The sequence below is a fragment of the Streptomyces sp. GL_140 genome, from assembly GCF_057834465.1.
This window is the reverse complement of record NZ_CM174404.1, coordinates 8,052,824-8,076,531: the sequence shown is the minus strand read 5'-3', so window position 1 is coordinate 8,076,531 and position 23,708 is coordinate 8,052,824. Positions and strand designations below refer to the sequence as shown.

General features: G+C 69.8%; 22 protein-coding genes and 1 pseudogene. 11 read left to right on the top strand and 12 right to left on the bottom strand.

The genetic code is table 11. The features are described 5' to 3' along the window. The first annotated feature begins 178 nt into the window (after window positions 1-178). On the top strand, window positions 179-538 hold the full coding sequence (locus AC3IYJ_RS37550; protein ID WP_489398991.1) for a hypothetical protein: 360 nt from the start codon (window positions 179-181) through the stop codon (window positions 536-538). Window positions 539-680: 142 nt separating this feature from the next. Here AC3IYJ_RS37550 and AC3IYJ_RS37545 read toward each other — a convergent pair whose 3' ends face one another. Then, window positions 681-1,442, bottom strand: coding sequence for an isocitrate lyase/PEP mutase family protein (locus tag AC3IYJ_RS37545; RefSeq protein WP_489398990.1), 762 nt, complete (start codon window positions 1,440-1,442; stop codon window positions 681-683). Window positions 1,443-1,452: 10 nt separating this feature from the next. Beyond that, window positions 1,453-2,208: a DUF4386 domain-containing protein gene (locus AC3IYJ_RS37540; RefSeq protein WP_489398989.1), complete on the bottom strand. Its 756-nt coding sequence runs from the start codon at window positions 2,206-2,208 to the stop codon at window positions 1,453-1,455. A gap of 119 nt (window positions 2,209-2,327) precedes the next feature. On the opposite strand from AC3IYJ_RS37540, the gene AC3IYJ_RS37535 reads away from it, so the two are divergent. After that, complete coding sequence (locus AC3IYJ_RS37535; protein WP_489398988.1) at window positions 2,328-3,005, top strand: TetR/AcrR family transcriptional regulator C-terminal domain-containing protein; 678 nt, start codon at window positions 2,328-2,330, stop codon at window positions 3,003-3,005. Window positions 3,006-3,081: 76 nt separating this feature from the next. Here AC3IYJ_RS37535 and AC3IYJ_RS37530 read toward each other — a convergent pair whose 3' ends face one another. The 6 genes from AC3IYJ_RS37530 to AC3IYJ_RS37505 all read right to left on the bottom strand — a co-directional run bounded on the left by AC3IYJ_RS37530 (window position 3,082) and on the right by AC3IYJ_RS37505 (window position 7,590). Continuing rightward, window positions 3,082-3,468, bottom strand: coding sequence for a DUF6334 family protein (locus AC3IYJ_RS37530; protein ID WP_489398987.1), 387 nt, complete (start codon window positions 3,466-3,468; stop codon window positions 3,082-3,084). A 229-nt stretch (window positions 3,469-3,697) separates the two neighbouring features. Beyond that, window positions 3,698-4,102, bottom strand: a complete 405-nt coding sequence (locus AC3IYJ_RS37525; RefSeq protein WP_489398986.1) for an aggregation-promoting factor C-terminal-like domain-containing protein — start codon at window positions 4,100-4,102, stop codon at window positions 3,698-3,700. A gap of 444 nt (window positions 4,103-4,546) precedes the next feature. After that, on the bottom strand, window positions 4,547-4,792 hold the full coding sequence (locus AC3IYJ_RS37520; protein ID WP_489398985.1) for a hypothetical protein: 246 nt from the start codon (window positions 4,790-4,792) through the stop codon (window positions 4,547-4,549). A gap of 127 nt (window positions 4,793-4,919) precedes the next feature. Further along, on the bottom strand, window positions 4,920-5,204 hold the full coding sequence (locus AC3IYJ_RS37515) for a hypothetical protein (protein WP_489398984.1): 285 nt from the start codon (window positions 5,202-5,204) through the stop codon (window positions 4,920-4,922). Window positions 5,205-5,366: 162 nt separating this feature from the next. After that, window positions 5,367-5,552: a hypothetical protein gene (locus AC3IYJ_RS37510; RefSeq protein WP_489398983.1), complete on the bottom strand. Its 186-nt coding sequence runs from the start codon at window positions 5,550-5,552 to the stop codon at window positions 5,367-5,369. Window positions 5,553-6,009: 457 nt separating this feature from the next. Next, on the bottom strand, window positions 6,010-7,590 hold the full coding sequence (locus tag AC3IYJ_RS37505; RefSeq protein ID WP_489398982.1) for an IS1182 family transposase: 1,581 nt from the start codon (window positions 7,588-7,590) through the stop codon (window positions 6,010-6,012). Between the two features lie 77 nt (window positions 7,591-7,667). Between AC3IYJ_RS37505 and AC3IYJ_RS37500 the strand changes: the two genes are divergently transcribed. Beyond that, window positions 7,668-8,081, top strand: a complete 414-nt coding sequence (locus AC3IYJ_RS37500; RefSeq protein WP_489398981.1) for a VOC family protein — start codon at window positions 7,668-7,670, stop codon at window positions 8,079-8,081. A 571-nt stretch (window positions 8,082-8,652) separates the two neighbouring features. Here AC3IYJ_RS37500 and AC3IYJ_RS37495 read toward each other — a convergent pair. Together AC3IYJ_RS37495 and AC3IYJ_RS37490 are read right to left on the bottom strand one after the other, a co-directional pair. After that, window positions 8,653-10,257 (bottom strand): ABC-F family ATP-binding cassette domain-containing protein, encoded by a 1,605-nt coding sequence (locus AC3IYJ_RS37495; protein ID WP_489398980.1) that lies wholly within the window; start codon window positions 10,255-10,257, stop codon window positions 8,653-8,655. Between the two features lie 323 nt (window positions 10,258-10,580). Beyond that, complete coding sequence (locus AC3IYJ_RS37490; RefSeq protein WP_489398979.1) at window positions 10,581-11,021, bottom strand: hypothetical protein; 441 nt, start codon at window positions 11,019-11,021, stop codon at window positions 10,581-10,583. Between the two features lie 149 nt (window positions 11,022-11,170). Between AC3IYJ_RS37490 and AC3IYJ_RS37485 the strand changes: the two genes are divergently transcribed. Further along, entirely contained in the window at window positions 11,171-11,590 is a 420-nt protein-coding gene (locus AC3IYJ_RS37485) for an epoxide hydrolase N-terminal domain-containing protein (protein ID WP_489398978.1), read from the top strand. A gap of 24 nt (window positions 11,591-11,614) precedes the next feature. On the opposite strand, the gene AC3IYJ_RS37480 is transcribed toward AC3IYJ_RS37485, so the two are convergent. Continuing rightward, a complete protein-coding gene (locus AC3IYJ_RS37480; protein WP_489398977.1) occupies window positions 11,615-12,022 on the bottom strand; it encodes a phosphotransferase family protein in 408 nt (135 codons plus the stop codon). A 76-nt stretch (window positions 12,023-12,098) separates the two neighbouring features. Here AC3IYJ_RS37480 and AC3IYJ_RS37475 point away from each other — a divergent pair. Continuing rightward, window positions 12,099-12,272 (top strand): annotated as a pseudogene (locus AC3IYJ_RS37475) (sugar ABC transporter ATP-binding protein); the annotation flags it as partial. Window positions 12,273-12,365: 93 nt separating this feature from the next. Here the strand turns inward: AC3IYJ_RS37475 and AC3IYJ_RS37470 are convergent. Next, a complete protein-coding gene (locus AC3IYJ_RS37470; RefSeq protein ID WP_489398976.1) occupies window positions 12,366-13,685 on the bottom strand; it encodes an ROK family transcriptional regulator in 1,320 nt (439 codons plus the stop codon). A gap of 184 nt (window positions 13,686-13,869) precedes the next feature. Here AC3IYJ_RS37470 and AC3IYJ_RS37465 point away from each other — a divergent pair, with 184 nt between their 5' ends. The 6 genes from AC3IYJ_RS37465 to AC3IYJ_RS37440 all read left to right on the top strand — a co-directional run bounded on the left by AC3IYJ_RS37465 (window position 13,870) and on the right by AC3IYJ_RS37440 (window position 23,680). Beyond that, a complete protein-coding gene (locus AC3IYJ_RS37465; protein WP_489398975.1) occupies window positions 13,870-15,186 on the top strand; it encodes an ABC transporter substrate-binding protein in 1,317 nt (438 codons plus the stop codon). 13 nt (window positions 15,187-15,199) lie between these two features. Beyond that, window positions 15,200-16,195, top strand: a complete 996-nt coding sequence (locus AC3IYJ_RS37460) for a carbohydrate ABC transporter permease (RefSeq protein ID WP_489398974.1) — start codon at window positions 15,200-15,202, stop codon at window positions 16,193-16,195. Window positions 16,196-16,226: 31 nt separating this feature from the next. Then, window positions 16,227-17,066 (top strand): carbohydrate ABC transporter permease, encoded by an 840-nt coding sequence (locus tag AC3IYJ_RS37455; RefSeq protein ID WP_489403043.1) that lies wholly within the window; start codon window positions 16,227-16,229, stop codon window positions 17,064-17,066. A 33-nt stretch (window positions 17,067-17,099) separates the two neighbouring features. After that, the gene (locus AC3IYJ_RS37450; RefSeq protein WP_489398973.1) at window positions 17,100-18,455 is read left to right on the top strand and encodes a GH1 family beta-glucosidase; all 1,356 of its coding nucleotides are present in this window, start codon (window positions 17,100-17,102) and stop codon (window positions 18,453-18,455) included. Between the two features lie 369 nt (window positions 18,456-18,824). Continuing rightward, window positions 18,825-21,005, top strand: a complete 2,181-nt coding sequence (locus AC3IYJ_RS37445; RefSeq protein WP_489398972.1) for a discoidin domain-containing protein — start codon at window positions 18,825-18,827, stop codon at window positions 21,003-21,005. 236 nt (window positions 21,006-21,241) lie between these two features. Then, a complete protein-coding gene (locus AC3IYJ_RS37440) occupies window positions 21,242-23,680 on the top strand; it encodes a glycoside hydrolase family 3 C-terminal domain-containing protein (RefSeq protein ID WP_489398971.1) in 2,439 nt (812 codons plus the stop codon). The last annotated feature ends 28 nt before the right edge of the window (window positions 23,681-23,708 follow it).

Sequence of the window (23,708 nt, the reverse complement as noted above, 5' to 3'; positions counted from 1 at the left end):
TCGATGAGACATCGACCGACCAAGAGCAGCATCGCAGGCCACCATTTAATGGCAAAGAAGCTTCAATTAGTTATATGTATGTATACGTATGTGCAATGTGCGACGAATCGGACTGTTAGCTGTCGGAAGCGGCATCCCAGGACATGGAGTGCCGAAGTAACGGAAAGGCCGCCAGACGATGCACCAGTCGACGTTCGCCCCGAAGTCCGCACCCGTGCCCTCGACCCGCCGCACCCCCACCACCGTGCAGGAGGCGTACTCCTTCGTCTGTCTGCAGTGCGGGCACGGCTGGGAGCGGTCCTACGTCATAGAGCACCACGACCACGGCCGCTCGGGCGAGCAGGTCGTCTACACGGTCGACGGACGCCGCGTACCCTCACCGCTCACCCGCCCCAGTTGCCCCGGCTGCGAACACGGCGTCGTGCGGATCCTGCGGTCGGGCCGCGTCCTGGGCGCGCAGTCGGCCGAGCGCAGCGCCGTGCTGCACGCTCCGTGGCAGGAGAACCTGCTCAAGACACTGCTCCCGTCGGGCCTGTAGATGCCCGGGCCACCGACCGGTCCCGGATGTCAGGCCCGGGTGTAGAAGGCCTTGAGGTCTGCCGCCGGGTCCAGGTCGATGACGCGTTCCCGTAGAACAGCCCTGGCCTGTGCCTCGGTGACGGCGCCCGTACCCTGTCGGCTCAGGGCGACCAGGGCGCGAGCATGTCCTTCATCGCGTCCGTCATCGCGAGTTGCAGCAGGGGGCCGTAGGTGATCCGGCCGACGCCGAGGCGGCGAAAGCGCTCGAGATCGTGCTTGACGGGATGGGCGGTGGAGTTCACGGGAATGGCGACGGCGCCGATCACCGCGATGAGCAGGTCGTCGTTGTCCTGGATGCGCACCGGGTAGACGCTGTCGGCGCCGGCCTGTTCCATGGCGCGCAGCCGCTCGATCGCCTCGTCGAGGACGCTGGAGGCGTCCTCCGCATGCGCGAAGAGGTCGGTGCGCCCGTTGATCCAGACCGGGATCCCCGCGTCGTCGGCCGCCGCGCGGAGGCCGGCGATGTAGCCGGCGTGCTCCTGCGTGCTGCGCACGCGTCCGCCGTCCGAGTGGACGGTGTCCTCGACGTTGAGACCGACGCCGCCGACCTCGACGAGTCCGGCGATGAGATCCGCGGGCTCCTGTCCGTACCCGGCCTCCAGGTCCACTGACACGGGGACGTCGACCGCCGCGATGATCGGCCTGACGGCGGCGAGCACCTCCTCGATGGTCTGCCCCTCGTGGTCCTCGGCTCCCCGGGATTCGGCGAGCGGATGGCTTCCGACCGTCAACGCGGGGAACCCGGCGGCGGCCGCCGTCCGCGCGGACCAGACGTCCCAGACGGTCGGCAGCACGAGCGGCTTGTATTCGGCGTGCAGCTGCTTGAGGCGTTGAGCACGCTCAACGGTGGTGCGAAGGTCCATGCCGAGGACGCTACCGCCCGGCACTCCCCCGCCCCGAACGCACCGCCGTCAGGCTCGACATGGCCTCACAGTCGGGCACCGGATCAGCCGCTTCTCCGTGCGCCCGGGACGCGGCGGCCGCGCCGGGCCCGAACCCCTTCACCAGCAGCCACCCGGCCAGTCCCAGCTCCCAGGCGAACACGGGGAGCGCGGCGGCCGAACCCGCGACGGAGAGCTGTTCGTAGGCCCCGAACATCACGGCGACGGCCGAGGCGCAGATGAGCGGCCCGCCGACCAGCCCGAGTACGGCGATGAAGCGCGGCACGAGCCGTGCGCGGTACGCGAGGAACGCGAGCAGGACGGTGTTGAGGCCGAGGGCGATGTTGGGCCCGAGCAGGAACGTCCAGTCGTGCACGGCCACCAGCGCGACATCGGCGCCGTCCGCCGCCCCCGTGTCCCGCCTCAGAGTGACCAGCGCCAGGACGGCGACGATCCCGAGGGCGATGACGGCCGCCTCCAGCAGCCGCCCGAAGGCGTACCCGAGCGCGAGTCCCTCGCCGTGGCGCCGCAGGACGGGGAACAGCGCCGCCCCGGTACCGGCCACCGCCACCACGAGCACCACCTCGCAGACCACCCCGAGCAGTGCCTTCGTGTCGGCGCCTTGTGCGAGCCGACCGTCCGCCGCACCCAGCAGTGGGCGGTACAGGACCGCCCCGGCTATCGCGGCGACCTCGGTCAGCAGGAACAGCGACCCGGCGGCCACCGCGGTTCTCCGGTCCGGACTCATCTTCTCGGTACCCCTCGCTCGATGGTGGTGTACGCCGTACACCTGGCGGCAACCATAGGTGTACGGCGTACACTCGTCAAGGAGAGGGTGTCGTCGACAAGGGAAGGGGCCCAACCGGAATGACCCGGCAGGAAGCCACGCAGGCGCAACGGATCCCCCTGAACAGGGACCGCGTCCTGAGCGCCGCCGTCACGCTCGCCGACGCCATCGGCATCGACGCGCTCAGCATGCGCAGGCTCGCGCAGGAGCTGGGCGTCGTACCGATGGCCCTCTACAAGCACGTGGCCAACAAGGAGGAGCTGCTCGACGGCATGGCCGATGCCGTCGTCGGCGAGATCGACCCGCCGGCCGCGGGCCCCGACTGGCAGAGCGTGGTCCGGGGGCGGATCCTCTCGGCCCGGCGGGTCCTGCTGCGCCACCCCTGGGCGACCCGGGTCGTCGAGTCGCGGACCGGCCCCACTCCGGCCGTGCTGGCGTACCTGGACTCGATGGCCGGGATCTTCCGCGACGGCGGCCTCTCCGCCGACCTCACGCACCACGTCATGCACGCGATGGGCAGCCGTCTGCTCGGCTTCAGTCAGGAGCTGTTCGACACCTCGGGCCCCTCCGGCCCACCGGACCCCGGGATGGCGGCACGCTACCCGCACATCGCGGAACTGGCCGCGACGGCCGCACACGACGGGGGCTCCACGGTCGGTGGCGGCTGCGACGACCAGTTCGAGTTCGAATTCGCCTTGGACCTGCTCCTGGACGGCTTCGAAAGCCTCCGCCGCCGGGGCTGGACGTCCGCGCGGTAGTCGTAGTCGTAGCCGCCACGGCCGACCCGGCCCGGCGGGCTGCTCGGGGCGGGGACCGGGCGAGACGGCGAGCCGGTCAGCTGATGTGCCAGCCGGAACCCACCGCGATGAGCTGGATTCGGCACGCTTCCCTTCCCTCGCGGGAAAAGGAGAATTGGATCCCGTCCTCGTAGCCCTGCTGGTTCTCCAGAGTCCAGATCCACTGCGCCGACGCACTCAGCGCGGCGGTCCACGGCGACTCCTCGGGCGCCTCCCCGACGCACAGGCCTTCCAACGGGTGCCCGTCGGAGCCGGAGATGCGGATCGTGTCGTCGTCGGCGTTCACCGCCAGCACCCAGGACCCGCCCTCGAAGTCCAGGATCACGGCCGGAATCATCGCCGGCGTGTCCGGGAAGCTGCCGTATCGAACGCCCAGCAGGCGTCCGGCGCCGTAGCACATCGCCCGACGCTCCTCTTGGAACATGCCCGCCCCTTCACGATTCCGACGTGCGTGCGCGATCTCCGGATGCGCGGCCGATCATTCGAACACGCCTCACACGTCGCGGGGACGGAATTTTGTCACGCGCTCACCCTGGCCCCCACCCCGCCGTGCTTCGCGCGGCCAGGGCCGGGGCTGGGCGGCCGGATACGCAAAAGCGCCCGGCCGGAAAGTCCGGGCCGAGCGTTTTGGTGTGTCTGCTGCCGCTGGTGGCTTAGTACCAGTGGTGGGTCTGCCAGAAGCTCCAGGCGCCGACGGGGCTGCCGTAGCGGGAGTTCATGTAGTCCAGGCCCCACTTGATCTGGGTGGCCGGGTTGGTCTTCCAGTCCGGGCCCGCCGAGGCCATCTTCGAGGCCGGCAGGGCCTGGACCAGGCCGTACGCGCCGGAAGAGGAGTTGGTGGCGGTGTGGTTCCAGCCGCTCTCGCGGGAAACGATGTTGTTGAAGGCGGCGAACTGGGCCGGGTCCTTGATCATCTGCTGGGCGATCGCCTTGGCGTTCATCGGGGCGGCCTGCGCGGGAACCGCGACAAGCATGGAACCGGCGACGCCCAGGGCGAGGACGGTGCCCGCGAGGGTCTTCTTCGAAGCGGCGATGCGGCGGATGACGGCGTTGGACACGGATGGACCTTCCGAAGGGGACAGGGACGGTCGCGGGCATGCCGGAGACATGCGTGAGCCACTCACGCAAAGGAGAGGGGTTCGTCGGCGGGAGCAGGAGACCGGGTGTGAACCCGGGGGATCTCCGTCCGCCCTGCGACTCATCCAGTTCTACGGGGGTCCGGCAGCCTTGGCAACGACCCCTCTTACTAGTGGTCCTCGCAGCCGGGGCGCAACGGCCCCCCTCCCACCGGGCAGGCATCCGAGCAGGTGGGGGCCGGTATGAGGGGGCGGGTAAGGGGCGTTCAAGGACTACTATCCCGCCTCGTATGTGACCTAGGTCCTGTGGGGCGGGTCACCGCACAGGGCCCCGGATCTCACCCTGCGTACCCGCCCGTACCCCTTTCGAGGGAAGGTTTACGGCCGGAGCCGGCCCCCGCATCGAAGGCCACAGGGGCCTCGCCGTCACCCGAGGTAGTTGATCTGCAGGACGGTAATCGTCTTGAGGGCGTGCCCGACGAGGATGACGGCGAAGCACTGCTCGGTGATCAGCATCCGCATGATGCCGTCGTCTTCGCCGTAGGCCTCCGTGACGCCGAGGGGATCCTGGCAGGCAGCGGCAAGGGCAAGGGTGAGGGTTTCGCCGGCCGGTCCCGGCATGGCCTCGTGGACGGCCTCGGCCGCCGGGTCGTACTTGAGGCGATGGGTCACGTCAGCTTCCAATGTCTGAGCACCAGTTTCAGGGGCACAGACCACCGGACGGCGGGCAGTGATCCTTGCGCGACTCAGCGTAGCGAGCCGCGCGGGAGGGCAGGGCCGCTTCGGGGATTTCGGGGATTCAGGCAGCGCCGCGGGTCCGGAGCCGCGCGGCGTCCGCTTGGACCCGGTCGGTCACGTCGATCCAGGAGGCGGTGGGGTCCTCGCCGCGCTCTTGGGCTGCGGCGATGTCCCGGCCTCGCCGGACGGCGGCGACGGTGTCCTTGGCCACGCGTTCCCAGCGTGCGAACACGGCGAGGAGTTCGTGGGCGGGGGCCCGGTTGATCTCGCCGAGGAAGCGTTGGGCGAGTGCGGGGTTACCGAGTGCGTCGCAGATCCGCTCGATGGTCCACGGGGTCTCGCTCACGACGGCCTCCACGGCGGAATCACGACTGGTGATTCCACCGTAGCGGAGATTCGTTGACCGGCTACCGTTTCCGCGCTGTCGCACCAGGTCGCATCCGGCGTACCGGTGCGGCTTCATTTCAGGCCTTACGGCGCGGCCAGTGTTTCGCGAAGCCCGTCCGGGTTACTGGCCGTTGTTCCCCCGCGAAGTGTGTTGGGGTGCTGTCTGCGGGGTGAGCAGGCTGATCAGGTGCGCGAGGAGTTCGTTCGTCCGCCGCTGTTCGGCTATGAGGGCTTCGAGGCGGCCGTTCGTATCGGCTTGCCCCTTCTTGGCCTGTTGCAGCAGTAGGCCTTGGTCAAACGTGGCCATGGCGATCGTCTCCCGGGGGCAGCGTCCAAGGTGGCGTCCAAGGTGGATTGAGGCACGCTACTGCTGCTACCCGAGCTTGGCAGTGGCTTTCTCGTAGTCGACGGCCTGTGCCGGCGTGAGGAGGTGGGTGACGCGGATGAGGGTGTTGCCGTGCAGGTAGCCGTATTCGGTGAGCGCCAGGATGCTGCTGTCGGTAAACGTGATCTTCGACGTGTACTGGTGGGGCCGCCCGAGGAGGTGGTTGGCATCGTTCTCGGCGGTGCCGCTCCCGCCGAGCTCGGCACTGGGTACCGCGGCGCTGATGGTGGCGAAGACGCCGGCGGCGTCGGCCGCGACCGGCTGTCCCGGGTGTTGTCGTTTCGTGATCGGAGATCGCGGTCGAGCCGGAACTGGGCTAGAAGGTTGCTGAAGATCTTGTTGTGGGGCTGTCCGGCCGTGGGCCGGGCGGCCCCTTTCGCTATGTGGTGGCTGGGGCGAGACGCCAGGTGTGGCCGGTCCGGGTGAGTCCGAGGTTGATCAGTCGGCGGAGGTTGAGGACGGCGGCGCGGTGGTGGAGCCAGATGCTGTTGGCGATGACGCCCCGGTGCGGGACTCGTCGGTTGCCTTTGCCGACGAGCCAGGCGATGGCGCGTTCGACCGGTGGCCGCCATCGGCGGTATTCGTTCTGCCAGGCCGGGTCGGTGGCCGCCTGTGCTCGGGCCGCGGCCAGCAGCTCGTGCTGGGGATGGACGTTCACGGTGCGTCCGGTCTTGGAGGCTGTGCAGCGTTCCCGCAGGGGGCAGTCGGTGCAGCCGCGCTTGAACTGGGCGGTGCGGGCGCCGTCCGCTTTGACCCGCCCGAGGTTGGCGGTGTGTCCCGCGGGGCAGGTCGCGGTGCCGGCCGCCTGGTCGATGTGGAAGTCGTCGATGGTGAAGCCGCCGGGGACGGCCCGCCGCATCGGCGGCGGCTTGATCACCAGAGTGTGGCCGGCGGCCTGCAGCTGCTCGCGCAGTTCACCGGTGCCGTAGGCGCAATCGCCGAGCACGGTTAACCCGTCGTCTTCCCCCTCCAGCAGATCGGCGGCGACGGAGGCCTCGTGATTGCCGGGACCATAGCCGCCGGTCAGGGCGACCGCGGTGAACAGCCCGGTCTCCGGCTCGAAGGACACATGCCCTTTGAAGCCGTCCTGGTGGCGGGTGCGGTTCTTGTGGATGTGACGGGCGTCGGGATCGACGGTCGATACGATCCGGTCCGGCGCTGTGCGCTTCGCGATGCGCCAGCGGCCGTCGCGGCCGTCGGAATCCTCGGCAGGCTCGACGTCCTGGCCAGCGACCAGGGCCAGCAGGCCCACCGCGTTCGCTGCCTTCTCGCCCAGTTCCTCCTCGGGCAGGTGCCCGAGGAGGTTGAAGGCGTCGGTCACCAGCGCGTCGACCAGCGCGGCGCGGGCCGCCTCATCGTTCCAGGCGATCTTCGGCTTGCCCGGATCGGTGTAGTCGTGCGCCGAGCACCACGCCGCGGCCGTCTCCTGGCCGCCGGGGACCTCGCGGATCACCCGGCGGATCGCGGAGATGATCTGGGTGACGGTGTCCTGGGTGGCCACCGCGTCATCGAGCACGGTGGAGTCCAGCGCCCGTCGCTGCTTTCCCTTGAGTACGCCGGTCGCGGCCACGACCTCTTTGACCGTGGTGAAGATCCGCATCGGATCGGCCGAAGTACGCAGACGGCGCCGAAAGTACGTCAGCAGCGACGGATCGAAGGCCATGTCATACAGGCCAAGCCCGCAGGCGGCCTTCCACCGCAGGTCACACCGCAGTTCCTGAACGGCCTCAAAGTCCGACAACCCCTGCAGACTCTGCAGCACCACCGTCGCGGCCAGCACCTGCGGCGGCAGACTCGGACGGCCGTTGGACGAGGGATACATGTCGGCGAAGGTCCCCGCCGGGAACAGTGCCTCGCGATGCTCGGCCAAGAATGCGAACACACTCCCCGCCGGGATCAACTCCCGGCAGGTCTCCCACACATCCGGCCCGACCGTCTCCCCGGCCCATTCCCCCTGCATGCCTACAAGACTGGCCCCGACTCGACCGAGCCGGGGCCAGAACCCGAGATTTTCAGCAACCTTCTAGAAGGGTCACCATGGAACTCACCCAGATACGCCTGTTGGTGTCCGACTTCCCCGCCGTCTACCGCTTCTACCGGGACGTGCTCGGGCTCAAGCCGCAGTTCGAGGCCGAGAGCGGCCCGTACGCCAAGCTCAGCCCCGACGCCGGGCACGCCGCGATCGCGCTGCAGGACCGGGCGCATATGGCCGACATGCTCGGGCAGTTGGGGGCAGAGCCGGAAGGACATCGCGCGCTGGTGGTTCTGCGGGTGGACGACCTGGACGCCACCCACGCCGAACTCACCTCACGGGGAGCCCGGTTCACCCGGGGCCCGAGCCCGATGGGCGACCGGATACGGGTCGCCCACCTGGAGGACCCGGAAGGGAATCTGATCGAGCTCCAGGAGTGGCTCGCGCTACGCGAACAGACCGGCAACGTGCCGGCGTAACGGACCGGCCGCCCAACGAGTCGCACCCTGCCCGAAAACTCCTGGAAAAGGCCCCTCGACCCCAGCCGAGAACGCCCCTTGCGCGCCTTCGGCGGGGCCTTCAGGCTGCTGCGCTCCCGGTGACGACCCGCCTGATCGGCGGTTTCGGCAAAGCCCGGGACGCGGTCGCCCAAGACCTCTCGATACATAGCCTGACCTGTGTGTTTACCTCAATTTCCCTAGAGCTGTCCTTCGGCTCCAAGTCCCGTACCCGGCTACGGAATTTCCGGCGAGCTTGCCGGCCTGGGCCTGGGTGTGGTCAACGCGTTGTCGAGCCGCCTGACGGTCGAAGTCCACCGGGACGGCCACCGCTGGACCCAGGACTACGAGAAGGGCGCCCCGATCACGGCAATCCCGAAGCGAACACCTACGTTCAAGAAGTCGTCCGCGAACACCTCACCGACTGGCTGGAGCACAACCCGGACGAAGGCGCGGCCATCGTCCGCCACATCCTGCGCGCCTCTACCTGGCAGCGGAAGGCGCGGCGGGTCGGGGGCCGCCCGGATGGCGGGGCCCCCGGCCCATCCGCGCGTCAGGCGAGGGTGACGAGGTCGGCGTAGCCGGGGTTCCAGTAGTCCTCGGCGGCGTCCGGGAGGAGCAGGACGCGTTCCGGACTCAGGGCCTCGACGGCCTCCTCGTCGTGGCTGACCATGATGACCGCGCCCGGGTAGGTGGCGACCGCGGCGAGGACCTCACCGCGGGAGACGGGGTCGAGGTTGTTGGTGGGCTCGTCGAGCAGCAGCACGTTGGCGCCCGAACTGACCAGGGTGGCGAGGGCCAGCCGGGTCTTCTCGCCACCGGACAGGACGCCGACCGGCTTGTCGGTTTCGTCTCCGGTGAAGAGGAAGGACCCGAGGAGGCCACGGGCTTCGCCGTCGGTGAGCCCTGGGGCGGCGGCTGCCAGGTTCTCGCGCACGGTGCGGTCGGGGTCCAGGGTCTCGTGTTCCTGGGCGAAGTAGCCGAGCCGCAGGCCGTGGCCGTGGACCACCCGTCCGGAATCGGGGCTCTCCTGCCCGGAGAGGATGCGCAACAGGGTCGTCTTGCCCGCGCCGTTGAGCCCGAGGACCACCAGCCGACTGCCCCGGTCGAGGGCGAGGTCCACCCCGGTGAGCACCTCCAGCGATCCGAAGGCCTTGGACAGGCCGACCGCGGCGAGCGGTACCCGGCCGCACGGGGCGGGTTCCGGCAGCCTGATGCGCGCGGTCCGCTCGGTCCGCCGGAGCGGTTCCAGGTCCGCGAGCATCCGGTCGGCCCGGCGGGCCATGCTCTTGGCCATCACCGCGGTCGCCACCCGGGCGCGCATCCTGTCCGCCTGGGTGTGCAGTGCGGCCGCCTTGCGTTCGGCGTTGGCCCGTTCGCGGGTCCGGCGCCGCTCGTCGGCGTCGCGCCGGGTCAGGTACGCGCACCAGCCGGTGTTGTGGATGTCGATCGCCGCGCGGTTCGCGTCGAGGTGGAACACCCTGTTGACGGTGTCGGCCACCAGGCCGGTGTCGTGGCTGATCACCACGAGGCCGCCGCGGTAGCCGGTCAGGAAGGTCCGCAGCCAGGCGACCGAGTCGGCGTCCAGGTGGTTGGTGGGCTCGTCCAGCAGCAGGGTGTCGTGGTCGGCGAACAAGATGCGGGCCAGTTCCACCCGGCGGCGCTGGCCGCCCGAGAGGGTGCCGAGCCGCTGGGTGAGGGCGCGCCCGCCCAGCCCGACTCCGGAGGCCACCCTGGCGGCCTCGGCTTCGGCGGAGTAGCCGCCGCGCGCCTGGAAGCGGGCCTCGGCGCGGGCGTAGACGTTCATGGCCTTCTCCAGCGCCGCCGCGGTGCTGCCGGGCACCGCCATCGCCGCCTCCGCGGTGCGCAGATCGTGCAGGGCACGGTCCAGGCGCCGGGCGGACAGGATGCGCTCGATCGCGGTCATGCCGGGTTCGGCGGCCCCGGGGTCCTGCGGCAGGTAGCCGACGGACCCGGTGCGGGTGATGGTGCCGGCGGTGGGCGATGCCTCACCGGCGAGCATCCTCGTCAGGGTGGTCTTGCCCGCGCCGTTGCGGCCGACCAGGCCGACCCGGTCGCCGGGCGAGATGGTGAAGGAGACGTCGATGAGCAGCAGGCGGGCGCCCACGCGCACGTCGACGGACATGGCGGTGATCATGGGGAAGTACGCTCCGGACTAGCGAAAAAGGACACACGGGTGGCGTAGAAGCGTGTGTCGGAGCTAGGAGATCCGGGGCATGGACATGGGTCCAGGATAACGATCTGCTGTTGTGGAGCGAGGGATTTATCCGGGCCGGCCCGCACCCGCTCGGCCCGTACCGGCTCGGCCCGTACCCGCTCGGCCGGTACCCGCTCCGCCGGTGGCTGTAGGACCACCGGCGGCCCTCACGATTTGGGGCCATGAGCGGGAAACGGGCGTCGGGGGGACGAGACGGTCGGACGACCACCTCCTCTACGCGAGTCCGCGCGGGTGATGCCCGATCAGCGGCGGCCGGTGGCCAGGACGACGAGGAACTGGCCGCCGCCCGCCTCGATGCCGGCGGTCACCGGCAGTCCCGGCACCAGTCGGGAGAACCGGTCCACCAGCCAATCCGCCGCCTCTTGGGCGTCCTTCTTGCTCGGACAACGCCCCACCACCTCGCGGCCCCCCTTGCGCTCCAGCCTGTCGGCGACAGCGATCAGCGGCGCGGGTTCGACCACGTACAGGCGCTCGGGCCAGGCGATGACCACCTTGACCGCACCCTTACGGGTATTGCATCCGCGGTGGGCGAGCCGCTCGGCGACCTTGGCCTTCCGGTCCGCGGTCCGGCTGTCGACACTGGGCCCCCGCGGGTCGTTCACCGACTCGTCGGGGTCGACCGGCTCGTCACACACCCAGCATCGCCAGCCGTCACGCTCGGCCACATCATCAAGAAGACTCATCCCAGCAAACTAGCCTGCCCGGCCGCACCACCCGCGCACCAGGTCCCGGCAACACCGCGGCGCGGAGTTCCTCGAGACCGGTGAGCACCACTTACGGACCGGGCTGTCTCCGGGTACCCGTGGGATCCCAGCCCTAGGTCGTCTGGCTTGTGGCCGAGAGCGATGAGAAGGTGCGGCCGTTCCGCATCGAGGTGCCGCAGAAGCAACTGGACGAGCTGGCCCGCAGGCTGGACGAGACCGCGTTGGCCCGACGGGAGTCCGGGGGCGGGTGGAGTCAGGGGATCCCGCTCGACTACACGCGCGAGCTGGCCGACTACTGGCGCACCAAGTACGACTGGCACCGCGCACGGCGGCGACATCGGCAGCGAGGTCACCTACGAGCTCGGGCAGATCGACTCCGAGCACGTCGTCGCCCTGCACCTGGCCCAGCTCGTCTTCGCCAACGTCAAAGCGCGGAACGCGAACATCGTCCGCTGGACCGAACTCGCCCGCGGCGGCCACTTCATCGCCATGGCACAGCCGACATCCTCGTCGGCGACCTCCGCGAACCCTTCCGCCCCTACCGCTAGGCCGTAGCCCTGCGTGCGTGCCGCTCATCCGGCGCCCTGTCGCAGGAGATCCAGTGCGGCCCGCAGGTCGGCGGCGGCCAGGGAGGTGAGGGGTGCCCTCGCCTCCGGGTCGTAGCCGCGGGGGACGCCTTCGACCAGGGCGATCAGGGCCAGGTAGGCGCGGTACATCGCGATCCGCAGGCGCTCGTCGGCCGTGAGTGGGCCGGGGCGGTAGCCGGACAGGAAGGCCCGGTCCCGGGTGATGTCGTCGAAGAGGGCGGTGGACACCAGGTCTGCGAGCGGGTCCCCCCAGAAGGAGCGTTCGCCGTCGAGGACTCCGATGATCTCAAGGCGCCCGGCCCGCTCCGCGAGCAGGATGTTGCCTTCCCACAGGTCGAAGTGGACCAGGACGGGCTCGGTCACCTGGTCGAGGAGCCGGCCCCGGGAGCGCACGAGGCCGAGGACCTCGTCGGGGTCGACCGGCAGTCGGGGCCGGAACCGGCGGGGGCCGGACGGGGGTGTCGCCGCGGACCGGCCGGGGGTGGTGCGCAGCGACCTCGTGGTGCGCACGGGACCGTATGTACGGGTGCGGGTGGGGGCTCAGATTCCGCTGCTGGTGGACCTGGCGCAGCTCTACGTCTTCGATCACGCGGGGCGTCGGGTGTCTCCGGCCGGGGACGGGCTGGCCCCTCTGGAGAGGTAGCGCCCTGGCGGCGGCCGGCGGCAGTCGCTGTCAGCCGATGGCGGTCGGCCCACCTCGCGGGTTGCGGGGTGGGCCGGGGCGGGGGCCGGGGGTTCAGTGTGCTGCCCGCTCCTGCAGCGTGGTTCGCCATGCCGGAAGCGGTTCCTCGCGTTCGGGTTCCGTGCGGTGGCCGCCGTGGGCGAAGAAGTCGGCGAGGGGCAGGATTCCCGCGCCGACGGTGACGGCGTCGGGGCCGAAGGTTCCGAGGTCGATGCGGACGTTGGCCGCCGGGTACGACAGGGCGTAGGAGGTGGCGTAGGACCGTACGGAGTTCAGGAAGCGGGTGCCGAGCTGCAGGCCGGCCCAGCCGCCGACGAGGATGCGTTCGGGCTGGAAGAGGTTGATCAGGTCGGAGAATCCCGCGCCGAGGTACTCGGCGGTCTCCTCCAGGACGGCCAGGGCCGTCGCGTCGGCCCCGGGGGTGGCCCCGTCTGGGCCCGGTGCCGGGTAGGCGGCGGCGAGCATCGCGGTCAGGGCGGTCTCCTCGTCGGTGTCGGCCGGCGGGCGCCCACCGGCCTCGGCCCAGCGTTCGAGAAGGGCTTCGGCCCCGGCGTACGCCTCCAGGCAGCCCTGGGCCCCGCAGCGGCAGCGGCGCCCTCGGACGCGCACGGTCAGGTGGCCCCACTCGATGGCGCGGCCGGTCCGGGTGTCGTCGCTGACGACGCAGGCGCCGACACCTGAGCCGAAGAGCACGACGACGGCGTTGCGCGCTCCACGGCCGGCGCCGAACCACATTTCGGCCTGGCCGAGGGTTTTGGCCCCGTTGTCGATGTAGTACGGAACGGTTTCGGGCAGCAGGTGGGAGTCGCGCAGCATCCGCTCCAGGGGGACGGCATCCCAGCCGATGGTCTGACCGTGGACGACGGCGCCGTCCGCAGTCCTGGCGACGATGCCGGGAACACCGATGCCGACGCCGAGGAGCCGTTCGGGTGCGATTCCGGCCCTGTGCAGGACCTCGGCGATGCCCTCTCGGAGGTGTTGCACGACGACGGCGACGTCGTAGCGGTCGATGCGGCGGGGTCCCGCCGCCTCCAGGGGTCGCTCCACGCGTGCGAGCTCGGTCAGGGTCAGGTCGAAGAGCTCGATGCGGATACGGGTCTCGCCGACGTCGACTCCGATCATGTAGCCGCTGGTCGGGCTGACCCGGAGCAGGGTCCGGGGGCGCCCGCCGGCCGACTCCACGCTCCCGGCTTCCTCCACCAGGCCGTCGCCGACCAGCTCCGCGACCACGTTGCTGATCGAACCGGAACTCAGCCCCGTGGCGGGACCCAGCGAGAAGCGGCTCAACGGGCCGTCGAAGTACAACCGTTGCAGAACAGCGGTTCGGTTCTCCCGCCGCAGGTCACGCACTGTCCGGCCACTACGCACTCGCACTCTGTCCCCTGTCATCGATGCCCATACCTGCAAGATACCTGCGTGAACGCTCTTGACGAGTCCTTCGCTTGAGGTTTAACTCACATCCTAAATTAAGCCATGTGGTTTCGGGGGCGAACCGCGGAACGTCCGTCCCCCACCCCACAGTCGGCATCCCGTTCCTTCCTGAAAGGCCCATGGAGCCATGCGCAGAATCAGAGTCGCAGCGGTCGGCGCCGTCACCCTCTCCCTCGTCCTCGGGGCGGCCGCCTGCGGCGGCGGCTCCACCAGCGGGGTCGGGTCCAACGAGCAGCCGAAGACGCTGACCTACTGGGCCTCCAACCAGGGCTCCAGCCTGGAGGTCGACAAGCAGGTCCTCCAGCCCGAGCTCGACAAGTTCGAGAAGCAGACGGGCATCAAGGTCAAGCTCGAGGTCGTGCCGTGGGGCGACCTGCTCAACCGGATCCTGACCGCGACCACCTCCGGCCAGGGCCCCGACGTCCTGAACATCGGAAACACCTGGAGCGCCTCGCTGCAGGCCAGTGGCGCGCTGCTCCCGTGGGACGGCAAGAACTTCGAGAAGATCGGCGGCAAGGACCGGTTCGTGGAGTCGGCGCTGGGCTCCACCGGCGTCCCGGGTCAGGACCCGGCTGCCGTCCCGCTGTACTCCATGGCCTACGCGCTCTACTACAACAAGAAGGCGTTCGCCGACGCGGGTGTCACCAAGCCGCCGACCACCTGGGACGAGCTGATCGCCACCGGCAAGCAGCTGACCAAGGACGGCAAGGCCGGGTTCGGTGTCGAGGGCTCCAACCTGTCGAACAACATCCACCAGGTCTTCGTCCTGGGCAAGCAGCACGGCGCGAACTTCTTCACCGCCGACGGCAAGGCCGACTTCACCTCCGACGGTGCGGTCAAGGCCGTGAAGCAGTACGTCGACCTGATGGCCGACGCGCAGATCGTCGCCAAGGGCAACGCCGAGTACTCCCAGAACCAGTCGCTGAGCGACTTCGCCAAGGGCAAGACCGCCATGGTGCTGTGGCAGACCGCGTCGGCCACCTTCGCCGCACAGGGCATGAAGGAGGACGAGTGGGGTGTTGTCCCCGCACCGGTGCAGTCCGGTGCGCCGGGACAGGGCGCCAACACCAACTCCATGGTCGCCGGCATCAACATGGCCGTCTTCAAGAACACCAAGAACATCGACGGCGCCACGAAGTTCGTGAACTTCATGACCGGTGACGAGGAGCAGAAGGTCCTCAACAAGGCCTACGGCTCCATCCCGCCGGTGAAGTCCGCGCAGGCGGACCCCGCCTTCAACACCCCCGGTCTCGCCGTCCTTCGCGACACCCTCGCCAAGAGCGCCGCCGCCCTCCCGCAGGTCCCCGAGGAGTCCCAGTTCGAGACGGTGGTGGGCACCGCGGTCAAGGAGCTCTTCGCCGACGCGGCGGCCGGCCGGCCGGTGACGCCGGAGTCGGTGAAGGCCAAGCTCGAGAAGGCCCAGCAGCAGATGCCCAAGAAGTAGGCACGGATACCTGATGACCACCACCGCTCCCCCGCGTACGGGCAAGCGGGCGGTACGGAAGAACCAGACCGGAGCGGCGCCCCGCACACGCCGCTCCGGGCGGCTCCGCCGCATCTCCCTTCCCTACCTGCTCCTGCTCCCCGCACTCGTCCTCGAGCTCCTGGTCCACCTGGTCCCGATGCTCATCGGCATCGTCGTCAGCTTCAAGGAGCTCACCCAGTTCTACCTCCGGGACTGGGGCAACGCGCCCTGGGCCGGCCTGGACAACTACTCCCTGACAGTCGACTTCGACGCACCGGTCGGCCAGGCACTGCTGAGTTCCTTCTTCACCACGTGCCTGTTCACCTTCTTCTCCGTAGGACTGTGCTGGCTGATCGGCACGGCGGCCGCGATCTTCATGCAGGAGACGTTCAAGGGCCGGGGCATCCTGCGCACCATCTTCCTGGTGCCGTACGCACTGCCCGTCTACGCCGCCGTCATCACCTGGGCCTTCATGTTCCAACGTGACAACGGCCTGGTGAACCACGTGATCCACGACCAGCTCGGCCTCACCGACAGCCCGACGTTCTGGCTCATCGGTGACAACAGCTTCATCACCCTGCTGGTCGTGTCGGTCTGGAAGGGCTGGCCCTTCGCCTTCCTCATCATGATGGCCGGCCTGCAGAACATCCCCCGCGAGATCTACGAGGCCGCGGCCCTCGACGGAGCGGGCGTCTGGCAGCAGATCCGCCGCATCACGCTCCCCTCGCTGCGCCCGGTCAACCAGGTCCTGATCCTGGTGCTGTTCCTGTGGACGTTCAACGACTTCAACACGCCGTTCGTCCTGTTCGGGAAATCGGCCCCGGCGGCGGCCGACCTCATCTCCATCCACATCTACCAGTCCTCGTTCCAGACCTGGAACTTCGGCACCGGCTCCGCGATGTCCGTCCTGCTGCTGCTGTTCCTGCTCGTGGTGACCGGGCTCTACCTCCTGATCACCTCCCGAGGAAGGAGCGCCGCCGATGTCTGAGCACACTCGGGCAGTACGGTCCCGGTCGCCCATGGCGCCCCCCAAGTCGTTCCTCGTGAGCCGGCTGGTCTTCCTGACGCTGCTGACCGGCTTCGTCCTGCTGCCGGTGTACGTCATGATCTCCAGCTCGCTGAAGCCGCTGCAGGACGTGTCGGGGAAGTTCCAGTGGATCCCCTCGGGCCTGACCGTCCAGCCGTACTTCGACATCTGGAAGACCGTCCCCCTCGGCGACTACTTCATGAACTCGCTGATCGTGGCCGGGGCGGCGACCGTCTTCTCCGTCGTCATCGCGATCTTCGCGGCCTACGCCGTCAGCCGCTACTCCTTCCGGGGCAAGCGGATCTTCACCGTCACGGTGCTGTCGACGCAGATGTTCCCCGGCATCCTCTTCCTGCTGCCGCTGTTCCTCATCTACGTCAACATCGGCAACGCCACCGGGATCGCGCTCTTCGGCTCGCGCGCCGGGCTGATCCTCACCTACCTGACGTTCTCGCTGCCGTTCTCGATCTGGATGCTGATCGGATACTTCGACTCGGTCCCCAGGGACCTCGACGAAGCTGCCAAGGTCGACGGCTGCGGCCCGCTCGGCGCGCTCTTCCGCGTCATCGTGCCCGCCGCGATCCCCGGCATCGTCGCCGTCGCCGTCTACGCCTTCATGACGGCCTGGGGCGAAGTGCTGTTCGCCTCGGTCATGACCAACGACGCCACCCGCACCCTCGCGGTGGGTCTGCAGGGCTACTCGACCCAGAACGACGTGTACTGGAACCAGGTGATGGCCGCTTCGCTCGTCGTGAGCGTGCCCGTCGTCGGCGGCTTCCTCCTCCTCCAGCGCTACCTCGTCACCGGACTGACCGCCGGCGCGGTCAAGTAGCCCCCTCCCGCATTGATCTTCGAAAGGTTTGCTGTGTCGGACTCCATTGACCTCGGCGCCTTCCCCCAGGACTTCGCCTGGGGCACGGCCACTTCCGCGTATCAGATAGAGGGGGCCGTCAAGGAGGACGGCCGCGGGCCGTCCATCTGGGACACGTTCTCCCACACCCCCGGCAAGGTCGACAACGGCGACACCGGTGACGAAGCCTGCGACCACTACCACCGCTGGCCGCAGGACATCTCCCTCATGAAGCAGCTGGGCACCAATGCCTACCGCATGTCGATCGCCTGGCCGCGCATCGTCCCCGACGGCTCCGGACCGGTCAACACCCGGGGCCTCGACTTCTACGACAAGGTGATCGACGGGCTCCTGGAAGCCGGCATCACCCCCTCGGTGACGCTCTACCACTGGGACCTCCCCCAGGCCCTCCAGGACCGCGGCGGCTGGACCGTCCGCGAGACCGCCGAACACCTGGCCGCGTACACCTCCATCGTCGCGGAGCGTCTGGGCGACCGGGTCACCCAGTGGGCCACCCTCAACGAACCGCTCTGCTCCGGCTGGATCGGCCACCTGGAAGGCCGCATGGCCCCCGGCCTGACCGACCTGACCGCCGCCGTCCTGGCCTCCTACCACCTCCTGCTGGGCCACGGCCTGGCCACCCAGGCCATCCGTGCCGCAGCACCCGGCGCGCAGATCGGCCTCGTCACCAACCACTCCACGGTGGTACCCGCCTCCGAGGACCCCGAGGACGTCGCCGCCGCCGTCCGCATGGACGGCCACACCAACCGCTGGTGGCTCGACCCGGTCTACGGCCGCGGCTTCCCCACCGACATGCGGGCCCTGTACGGCGTGGACCTCCCCGAACGCCCCGGCGACCTGGACACCATCGCCGCACCCCTCGACTGGCACGGCCTCAACTACTACTTCCCCGCCACCGTCACCAACGACGCCCTCGGACCGGTCCCCCACGCCCGCGAGGTCCGCCTCCCGGACGTACCGCGCACCGGCCTGGACTGGCAGATCGACGCGAACGGCATCGAATCCCTGCTGCTGCGCCTCACCAACGACTACGGCGTGCGCAAGCTCTACGTCACCGAGAACGGCTCCGCGTTCCCCGACACCGTCGGCCCCGACGGTGCGATCGACGACCCCGGGCGCACCGCCTACCTCGAGCAGCATCTGGCAGCCTGTGCCCGCGCCGCGCGCCAGGGCGCTCCACTGGCCGGCTACTTCGCCTGGTCCCTCCTGGACAACTTCGAGTGGGCCTACGGCTACGACAAGCGCTTCGGTCTCGTCCACGTCGACTACGCGACCCAGCAGCGCACCGTGAAGACCAGCGGCCACCGCTACGCGGACATCGTCCGCAGCCACTGCCTGCTCCACCCGTAATCCACCGGCCGGCCCCGTACCGGCCCGATCCTCTGCTCCCCGCCGACACAGTCGGCAGCCTCCGCTCACACAGAACGCCCGGCTGGGATTCCCAGCCGGGCGTCTGGCTGTGCCCGTGGGGCACCTCGCCTCGCTACTTAATGAAAGATAAAAGAAAAGCCGTCCCGCTCCTTGACCGGCCGATCGCGTTACAGGCAAGGTCTGGAGAGCGCTCTCCCCGCGCACCACCCGACCGGCCCGGAGTTCCCGGCCGGAGCGAGGCCCGAGCACCCGCGGGCCGTTTCCGCAGACACCGAGAGCGCCGTCCCACGGCGGGACGCTCCCGCGGAAGGGCCGGTCATTCCACCGCCATTGACATCAGGAGCCGCAATGTTCCCCCCTCCCTCCGCGAACACCCCACCCCGCCGCCGCTCGCGCGGCGCGGCCGCCCTCGTCGCACTCGGGGCGCTCTTCGCGTCCTCGCTCACCCTTGTCACCGCCCCCACCGCGGTGGCCGCCGACTCCCTGCTCTCCCAGGGAAAGACGGCCACCGCCTCTTCGAACGAGGGCGAGGCCTATTCCGCGGCCGCCGCGTTCGACGGCAACCTCACCGGCACCCGCTGGGCCAGCCAGTGGCGTGACGCCGAATGGATCCAGGTCGACCTCGGCGCGAGCCGCAACCTCAGCCGTGTCGTCCTCACTTGGGAGGCCGCGTTCGGCAGGAACTACGAGATCCAGGTTTCGGACGACGGAACGAACTGGCGCACCGCCAAGTCCGTCACCGGCAGCGACGGCGGCACCGACGAGATCGCCGTCTCCGGCAGCGGACGCTACGTACGGATGAACGGCCTCGCCCGTTCCGGTGGTTACGGCTACTCCCTCTGGGAGTTCCAGGTCTACGGCTCGGCCCAGGACGTGCCCCCGGGCCCCGGCGGCGCGGTGCGCGTGGCGGGTTCCCAGGGCAACTGGCAGCTGACGGTCGGCGGACAGCCGTACACCGTCAAGGGCCTGACGTGGGGTCCGTCCTTCGCCGACGCCCCGAAGTACATGCCCGACGTGAAGTCCATGGGTGTCAACACCATCCGCACCTGGGGCACGGACGCGTCGAGCAAGCCCCTGCTCGACACGGCCGCGGCCAACGGGATCCGCGTCATCAACGGATTCTGGCTGCAGCCCGGCGGCGGTCCCGGCTCGGGCGGTTGCGTCAACTACGTGACCGACGCCGCCTACAAGAGCAACATGCTGACCGAGTTCGCGAAGTGGGTCGACACCTACAAGTCGCACCCGGCCACGCTCATGTGGAACGTCGGCAACGAATCCGTCCTCGGCCTGCAGAACTGCTACAGCGGCACCGAACTCGAGGCACAGCGCAACGCCTACACGACGTTCGTCAACGACGTCGCCAAGAAGATCCACACCATCGACCCGGACCACCCGGTCACCTCGACCGACGCCTGGACGGGCGCCTGGCCGTACTACAAGCGCAACGCCCCCGACCTCGACCTGTATTCGATGAACTCCTACGGCGACATCTGCCGGGTGCGCCAGGACTGGGAGCAGGGCGGCTACAACAAGCCGTACATCATCACCGAGACGGGACCGGCCGGCGAGTGGGAGGTGGCGAACGACGCCAACGGCATCCCCGACCAGAAGACCGACGTCCAGACCGCCGAGGGATACGCCAACGCCTGGAACTGCATCACCGCCCACCAGGGCGTGGCCCTGGGCGCCACGATGTTCCACTACGGCATCGAGCACGACTTCGGCGGCATCTGGTTCAACCTGCTGCCCGACGGGCTCAAGAGGCTCTCGTACTACGCGGTGAAGAAGGCCTACACCGGGTCGACGGCGGGCGACAACACGCCGCCGGTCATCAGCAACATGGTGGTCAACCAGGCCTCGAAGGCCCCGGCGGGCGGCGAGTTCACCGTCAGCGCCAACGTCCAGGACCCGCAGAACGACCCGCTGACGTACAAGATCTTCCTCAGCGGGAACTACGCGAACGGCGACAAGCGGCTGGTCGAGGCGCAGTGGCGCTCCACGGGCAACGGGACCTTCGCGGTCACCGCGCCCGAGAAGCTCGGCGTCTGGAAGGTCTACATCCAGGCCGAGGACGGCCACGGAAACGCGGGCATCGAGACCAGGTCCGTCAAGGTGGTCACCCCTCCGGTGAGCGGCACGAACCTGGCGCTGAACAAGCCGACGACCGCCTCCTCCTTCCAGGCCCAGTACGGCGGTTGCCCCTGCACGCCGGCCAACGCGACCGACGGCAAGGCCGACACCCGCTGGGCCAGCGACTGGAGCGACCCGCAGTGGATCCAGGTGGACCTCGGCGGCTCCACCGCGATCCGCACCCTGCAGCTGGTCTGGGACCCCGCCTACGCCAAGTCCTACGAGGTGCAGGTCTCCGACGACGGCGCCAACTGGCGCACCGTCAACTCCACCACGAACGGCAACGGTGACGTCGACACGATCAACGTGTCGGCGACCGCCCGCTACGTGCGGCTGAACCTGACGGCACGCGGCACCGCCTGGGGCTACTCCCTCTACGAGTTCGGCGTCTACAGCTGACCCGGTGACGGTGGGGCCCTGTCGCCCCGCCCACTGAACTCGGAGTACCGGCTGTCCTGACCCAGCCGGCCCTCCGTAAGGGCCCGGTTCGCCCCTCGGAACAGCGGGGCGGGCCGGGCCTTCCCTTTTGCCAGGAACTCGGACTCAAGGGGGACTTGACGGTCCGCACGGCACAGAACAGAGTTGGGAGAGCGCTCTCCCAGAGGCGAGGAGCGGGTTACGTGAATGGGGTGGGGATGAGCGAGGACATGCTCGATCGACTGCTGGAGAAGCTCGATCTGGCGCAGAAGGTTCGGCTGCTGTCCGGGGCGACGACGTGGCGGACCGCCGGCGAACAGGCCATCGGCCTGCGCGAGATGGTCACCTCCGACGGCCCCGCCGGGGTGCGGGGAGAGGCCTGGGACGAGCGGCTCACCTCCGCGCTGCTGCCCTCGGCGTCCGCGATCGGCGCACTGTGGGACGAGGAGCTCGTCGAGCGGCTGGGGGGCCTGCTCGCGTCGGAAGCGGTCCGCAAGGGCGTGGACGTCGTCCTGGCGCCGACCCTCAACATGCATCGCACTCCACTGGGCGGCCGGCACTTCGAGTGCTTCTCGGAGGATCCCGTCCTGACGGGCCGCACGGGCGCGGCGCTCGTCCGGGGCATCCAGGCGGCGGGGGTAGCGGCCACGGCCAAGCACTACGTCGCCAACGACTCCGAGACGGGGCGGATGCACGTGGACGTACGGGCTTCCGAGCGGGTGCTGCGCGAGGTGTACCTGGCCCCGTTCGAGGCCGCTGTCGAAGCGGGGGTGTGGCTGGTGATGGCCGGCTACAACGGCGTCAACGGCGCGACCATGACCGCCAATCCGCTGCTCGCCGAACCCCTCAAGGGCGATTGGGGGTTCGACGGGGTGGTGGTCTCCGACTGGGGCGCCCTGCGCTCTGCCAGAGAACCGGCTCTTGCCGCACTCGACCTGGCGATGCCCGGCCCACAGGGCCCGTGGGGGGCCTCCCTCGTCCAGGACGTGGAGGACGGCCACGTCCCGGAGCGGGCCGTCGACGAGAAGGTTCGGCGCCTGCTGCGGCTGGCCGGACGCGTGGGGGCACTCGAATCGAACCGGGGCCAGAGGACCCCGGCGTTCGGGCCGGACGACGCGCGTACGCTGCTGCGCCGTACCGTGGCCGCGGGATCCGTGCTGCTGAGCAATCGCGAGGTGCTGCCGCTCGACCCGTCCTCCTTGTCGAAGGTCGCCGTCATCGGTGTGCACGCCGGCTCCCCGCGGGTGCAGGGCGGTGGCAGCGCGGGGGTCTTCCCCCCGCACGTGGTCACCCCCCTCGACGGCATTCGCGCCCGGCTCGACGGCCTGGCCCGGGTCGTACACGTACCGGGTCCGGGGCTGGGCGTTCCCCCGGCACCTCTCGGCGCCGACTGGTGCAGCGACCCGCGATCCGGGGAGCCCGGCGTACTGCTGCGCGTCCTGGACGGGTCGGGCCGTGAGCTTCACGCGGAACACAGGCTGTCCGGGCGGCAGTTGGAGCCGCCGGTGGTGCCCGCCGCGCGGACGGTGGAGATCAGCGCGCTCGTACGGCCGACGACGACGGGTGAATGGACCTTCGGCGTGGCCGGCTTCGGCCGCATGGAGCTCGCGCTCGGCGGGCGGACCGTTCTGGACGGTGAGTTCCCGTGCACCACCGACGACCCGGCCGTCGTCCATGTGAACCCGCCCCTCCACACGGTGCGGGCGACCGTGGACACGACGGAACCCGTTCTTCTGACGGCCCGGCGCGAACTGGTCCCCGGAGCCGGGCGCGCCACGATCGTCGCCGCGGCGCCGCCGGAGCCCGAGGCTGCGGCCGCGCTCGCCGAGGCCGTCCGGGCGGCCCGCGAAGCGGACGCCGTGATCGTGGTCGTCGGCACCACCGAACACACCGAGACCGAGGGCCACGACCGCGGCGACCTCTCCCTGGGCGGCCACCAGGACGAGCTGGTCCGCGCCGTTGCGGCCGCCAACCGCCGCACGGTCGCCGTGGTCAACAGCGGCGGCCCGGTCGAACTGCCCTGGCGCGACGAGGTGGGCGCGGTGCTGCTCAGCTGGTTCCCCGGGCAGGAGGCGGGCGCCGGGCTCGCCGACGTCCTGTTCGGGCTCGCCGAGCCGGGCGGCCGTCTCCCCACCACCTGGGCCGCGTCACTGGCCGACGCACCCGCCGGCCGCGTACAGCCCGTCGACGGTCGGCTCACCTACGACGACGGCGTGCACATCGGACACCGGGCCTGGCTCCTCACCGGCACGGAACCCGCCTACTGGTTCGGCCACGGCCTGGGCTACACCACGTGGGAGTACGAGGCCGTCGACGCCCCGGCAGAAGCCGCGGAAGGTTCCCCGTTCACGATCCGCGTACAGGTGCGCAACACGGGCACGCGGCCCGGCCGGGAGGTCGTGCAGGTGTACCTCGCCCGTCCGGAGTCCGCCGTCGTGCGCCCGGTCCGGTGGTTCGCCGGCTACGCCGCGGTCCACGCGGAACCCGGCGCTTCGGTGACCGCCGCAGTGGAGGTTCCGGCCCGCGCGCTGCGGCACTGGTCCGAAGCCGAGCGGGCCTGGCACACGGAGCCCGGGACCTACCGGGTCATGGTGGGCCGGTCCGCCGGCGACCTGGCGTGGAGGGGGGCGCTGCCCCTCCGGAGCCGGGCGAGGTGAGCGCCGGCTCCGGGTAACCCCGGGGCGC

Bases quoted from the DNA above. Each gene is read 5' to 3' on its own strand.
- AC3IYJ_RS37550 (WP_489398991.1), top strand. From the start codon at position 179: ATGCACCAGTCGACGTTCGCCCCGAAGTCCGCACCCGTGCCCTCGACC.
- AC3IYJ_RS37545 (WP_489398990.1), bottom strand. From the start codon at position 1,442: ATGGACCTTCGCACCACCGTTGAGCGTGCTCAACGCCTCAAGCAGCTG.
- AC3IYJ_RS37540 (WP_489398989.1), bottom strand. From the start codon at position 2,208: ATGAGTCCGGACCGGAGAACCGCGGTGGCCGCCGGGTCGCTGTTCCTG.
- AC3IYJ_RS37535 (WP_489398988.1), top strand. From the start codon at position 2,328: ATGACCCGGCAGGAAGCCACGCAGGCGCAACGGATCCCCCTGAACAGG.
- AC3IYJ_RS37530 (WP_489398987.1), bottom strand. From the start codon at position 3,468: ATGTTCCAAGAGGAGCGTCGGGCGATGTGCTACGGCGCCGGACGCCTG.
- AC3IYJ_RS37510 (WP_489398983.1), bottom strand. From the start codon at position 5,552: ATGGCCACGTTTGACCAAGGCCTACTGCTGCAACAGGCCAAGAAGGGG.
- AC3IYJ_RS37505 (WP_489398982.1), bottom strand. From the start codon at position 7,590: ATGCAGGGGGAATGGGCCGGGGAGACGGTCGGGCCGGATGTGTGGGAG.
- AC3IYJ_RS37500 (WP_489398981.1), top strand. From the start codon at position 7,668: ATGGAACTCACCCAGATACGCCTGTTGGTGTCCGACTTCCCCGCCGTC.
- AC3IYJ_RS37495 (WP_489398980.1), bottom strand. From the start codon at position 10,257: ATGATCACCGCCATGTCCGTCGACGTGCGCGTGGGCGCCCGCCTGCTG.
- AC3IYJ_RS37490 (WP_489398979.1), bottom strand. From the start codon at position 11,021: ATGAGTCTTCTTGATGATGTGGCCGAGCGTGACGGCTGGCGATGCTGG.
- AC3IYJ_RS37465 (WP_489398975.1), top strand. From the start codon at position 13,870: ATGCGCAGAATCAGAGTCGCAGCGGTCGGCGCCGTCACCCTCTCCCTC.
- AC3IYJ_RS37460 (WP_489398974.1), top strand. From the start codon at position 15,200: ATGACCACCACCGCTCCCCCGCGTACGGGCAAGCGGGCGGTACGGAAG.
- AC3IYJ_RS37455 (WP_489403043.1), top strand. From the start codon at position 16,227: ATGGCGCCCCCCAAGTCGTTCCTCGTGAGCCGGCTGGTCTTCCTGACG.
- AC3IYJ_RS37445 (WP_489398972.1), top strand. From the start codon at position 18,825: ATGTTCCCCCCTCCCTCCGCGAACACCCCACCCCGCCGCCGCTCGCGC.
- AC3IYJ_RS37440 (WP_489398971.1), top strand. From the start codon at position 21,242: ATGAGCGAGGACATGCTCGATCGACTGCTGGAGAAGCTCGATCTGGCG.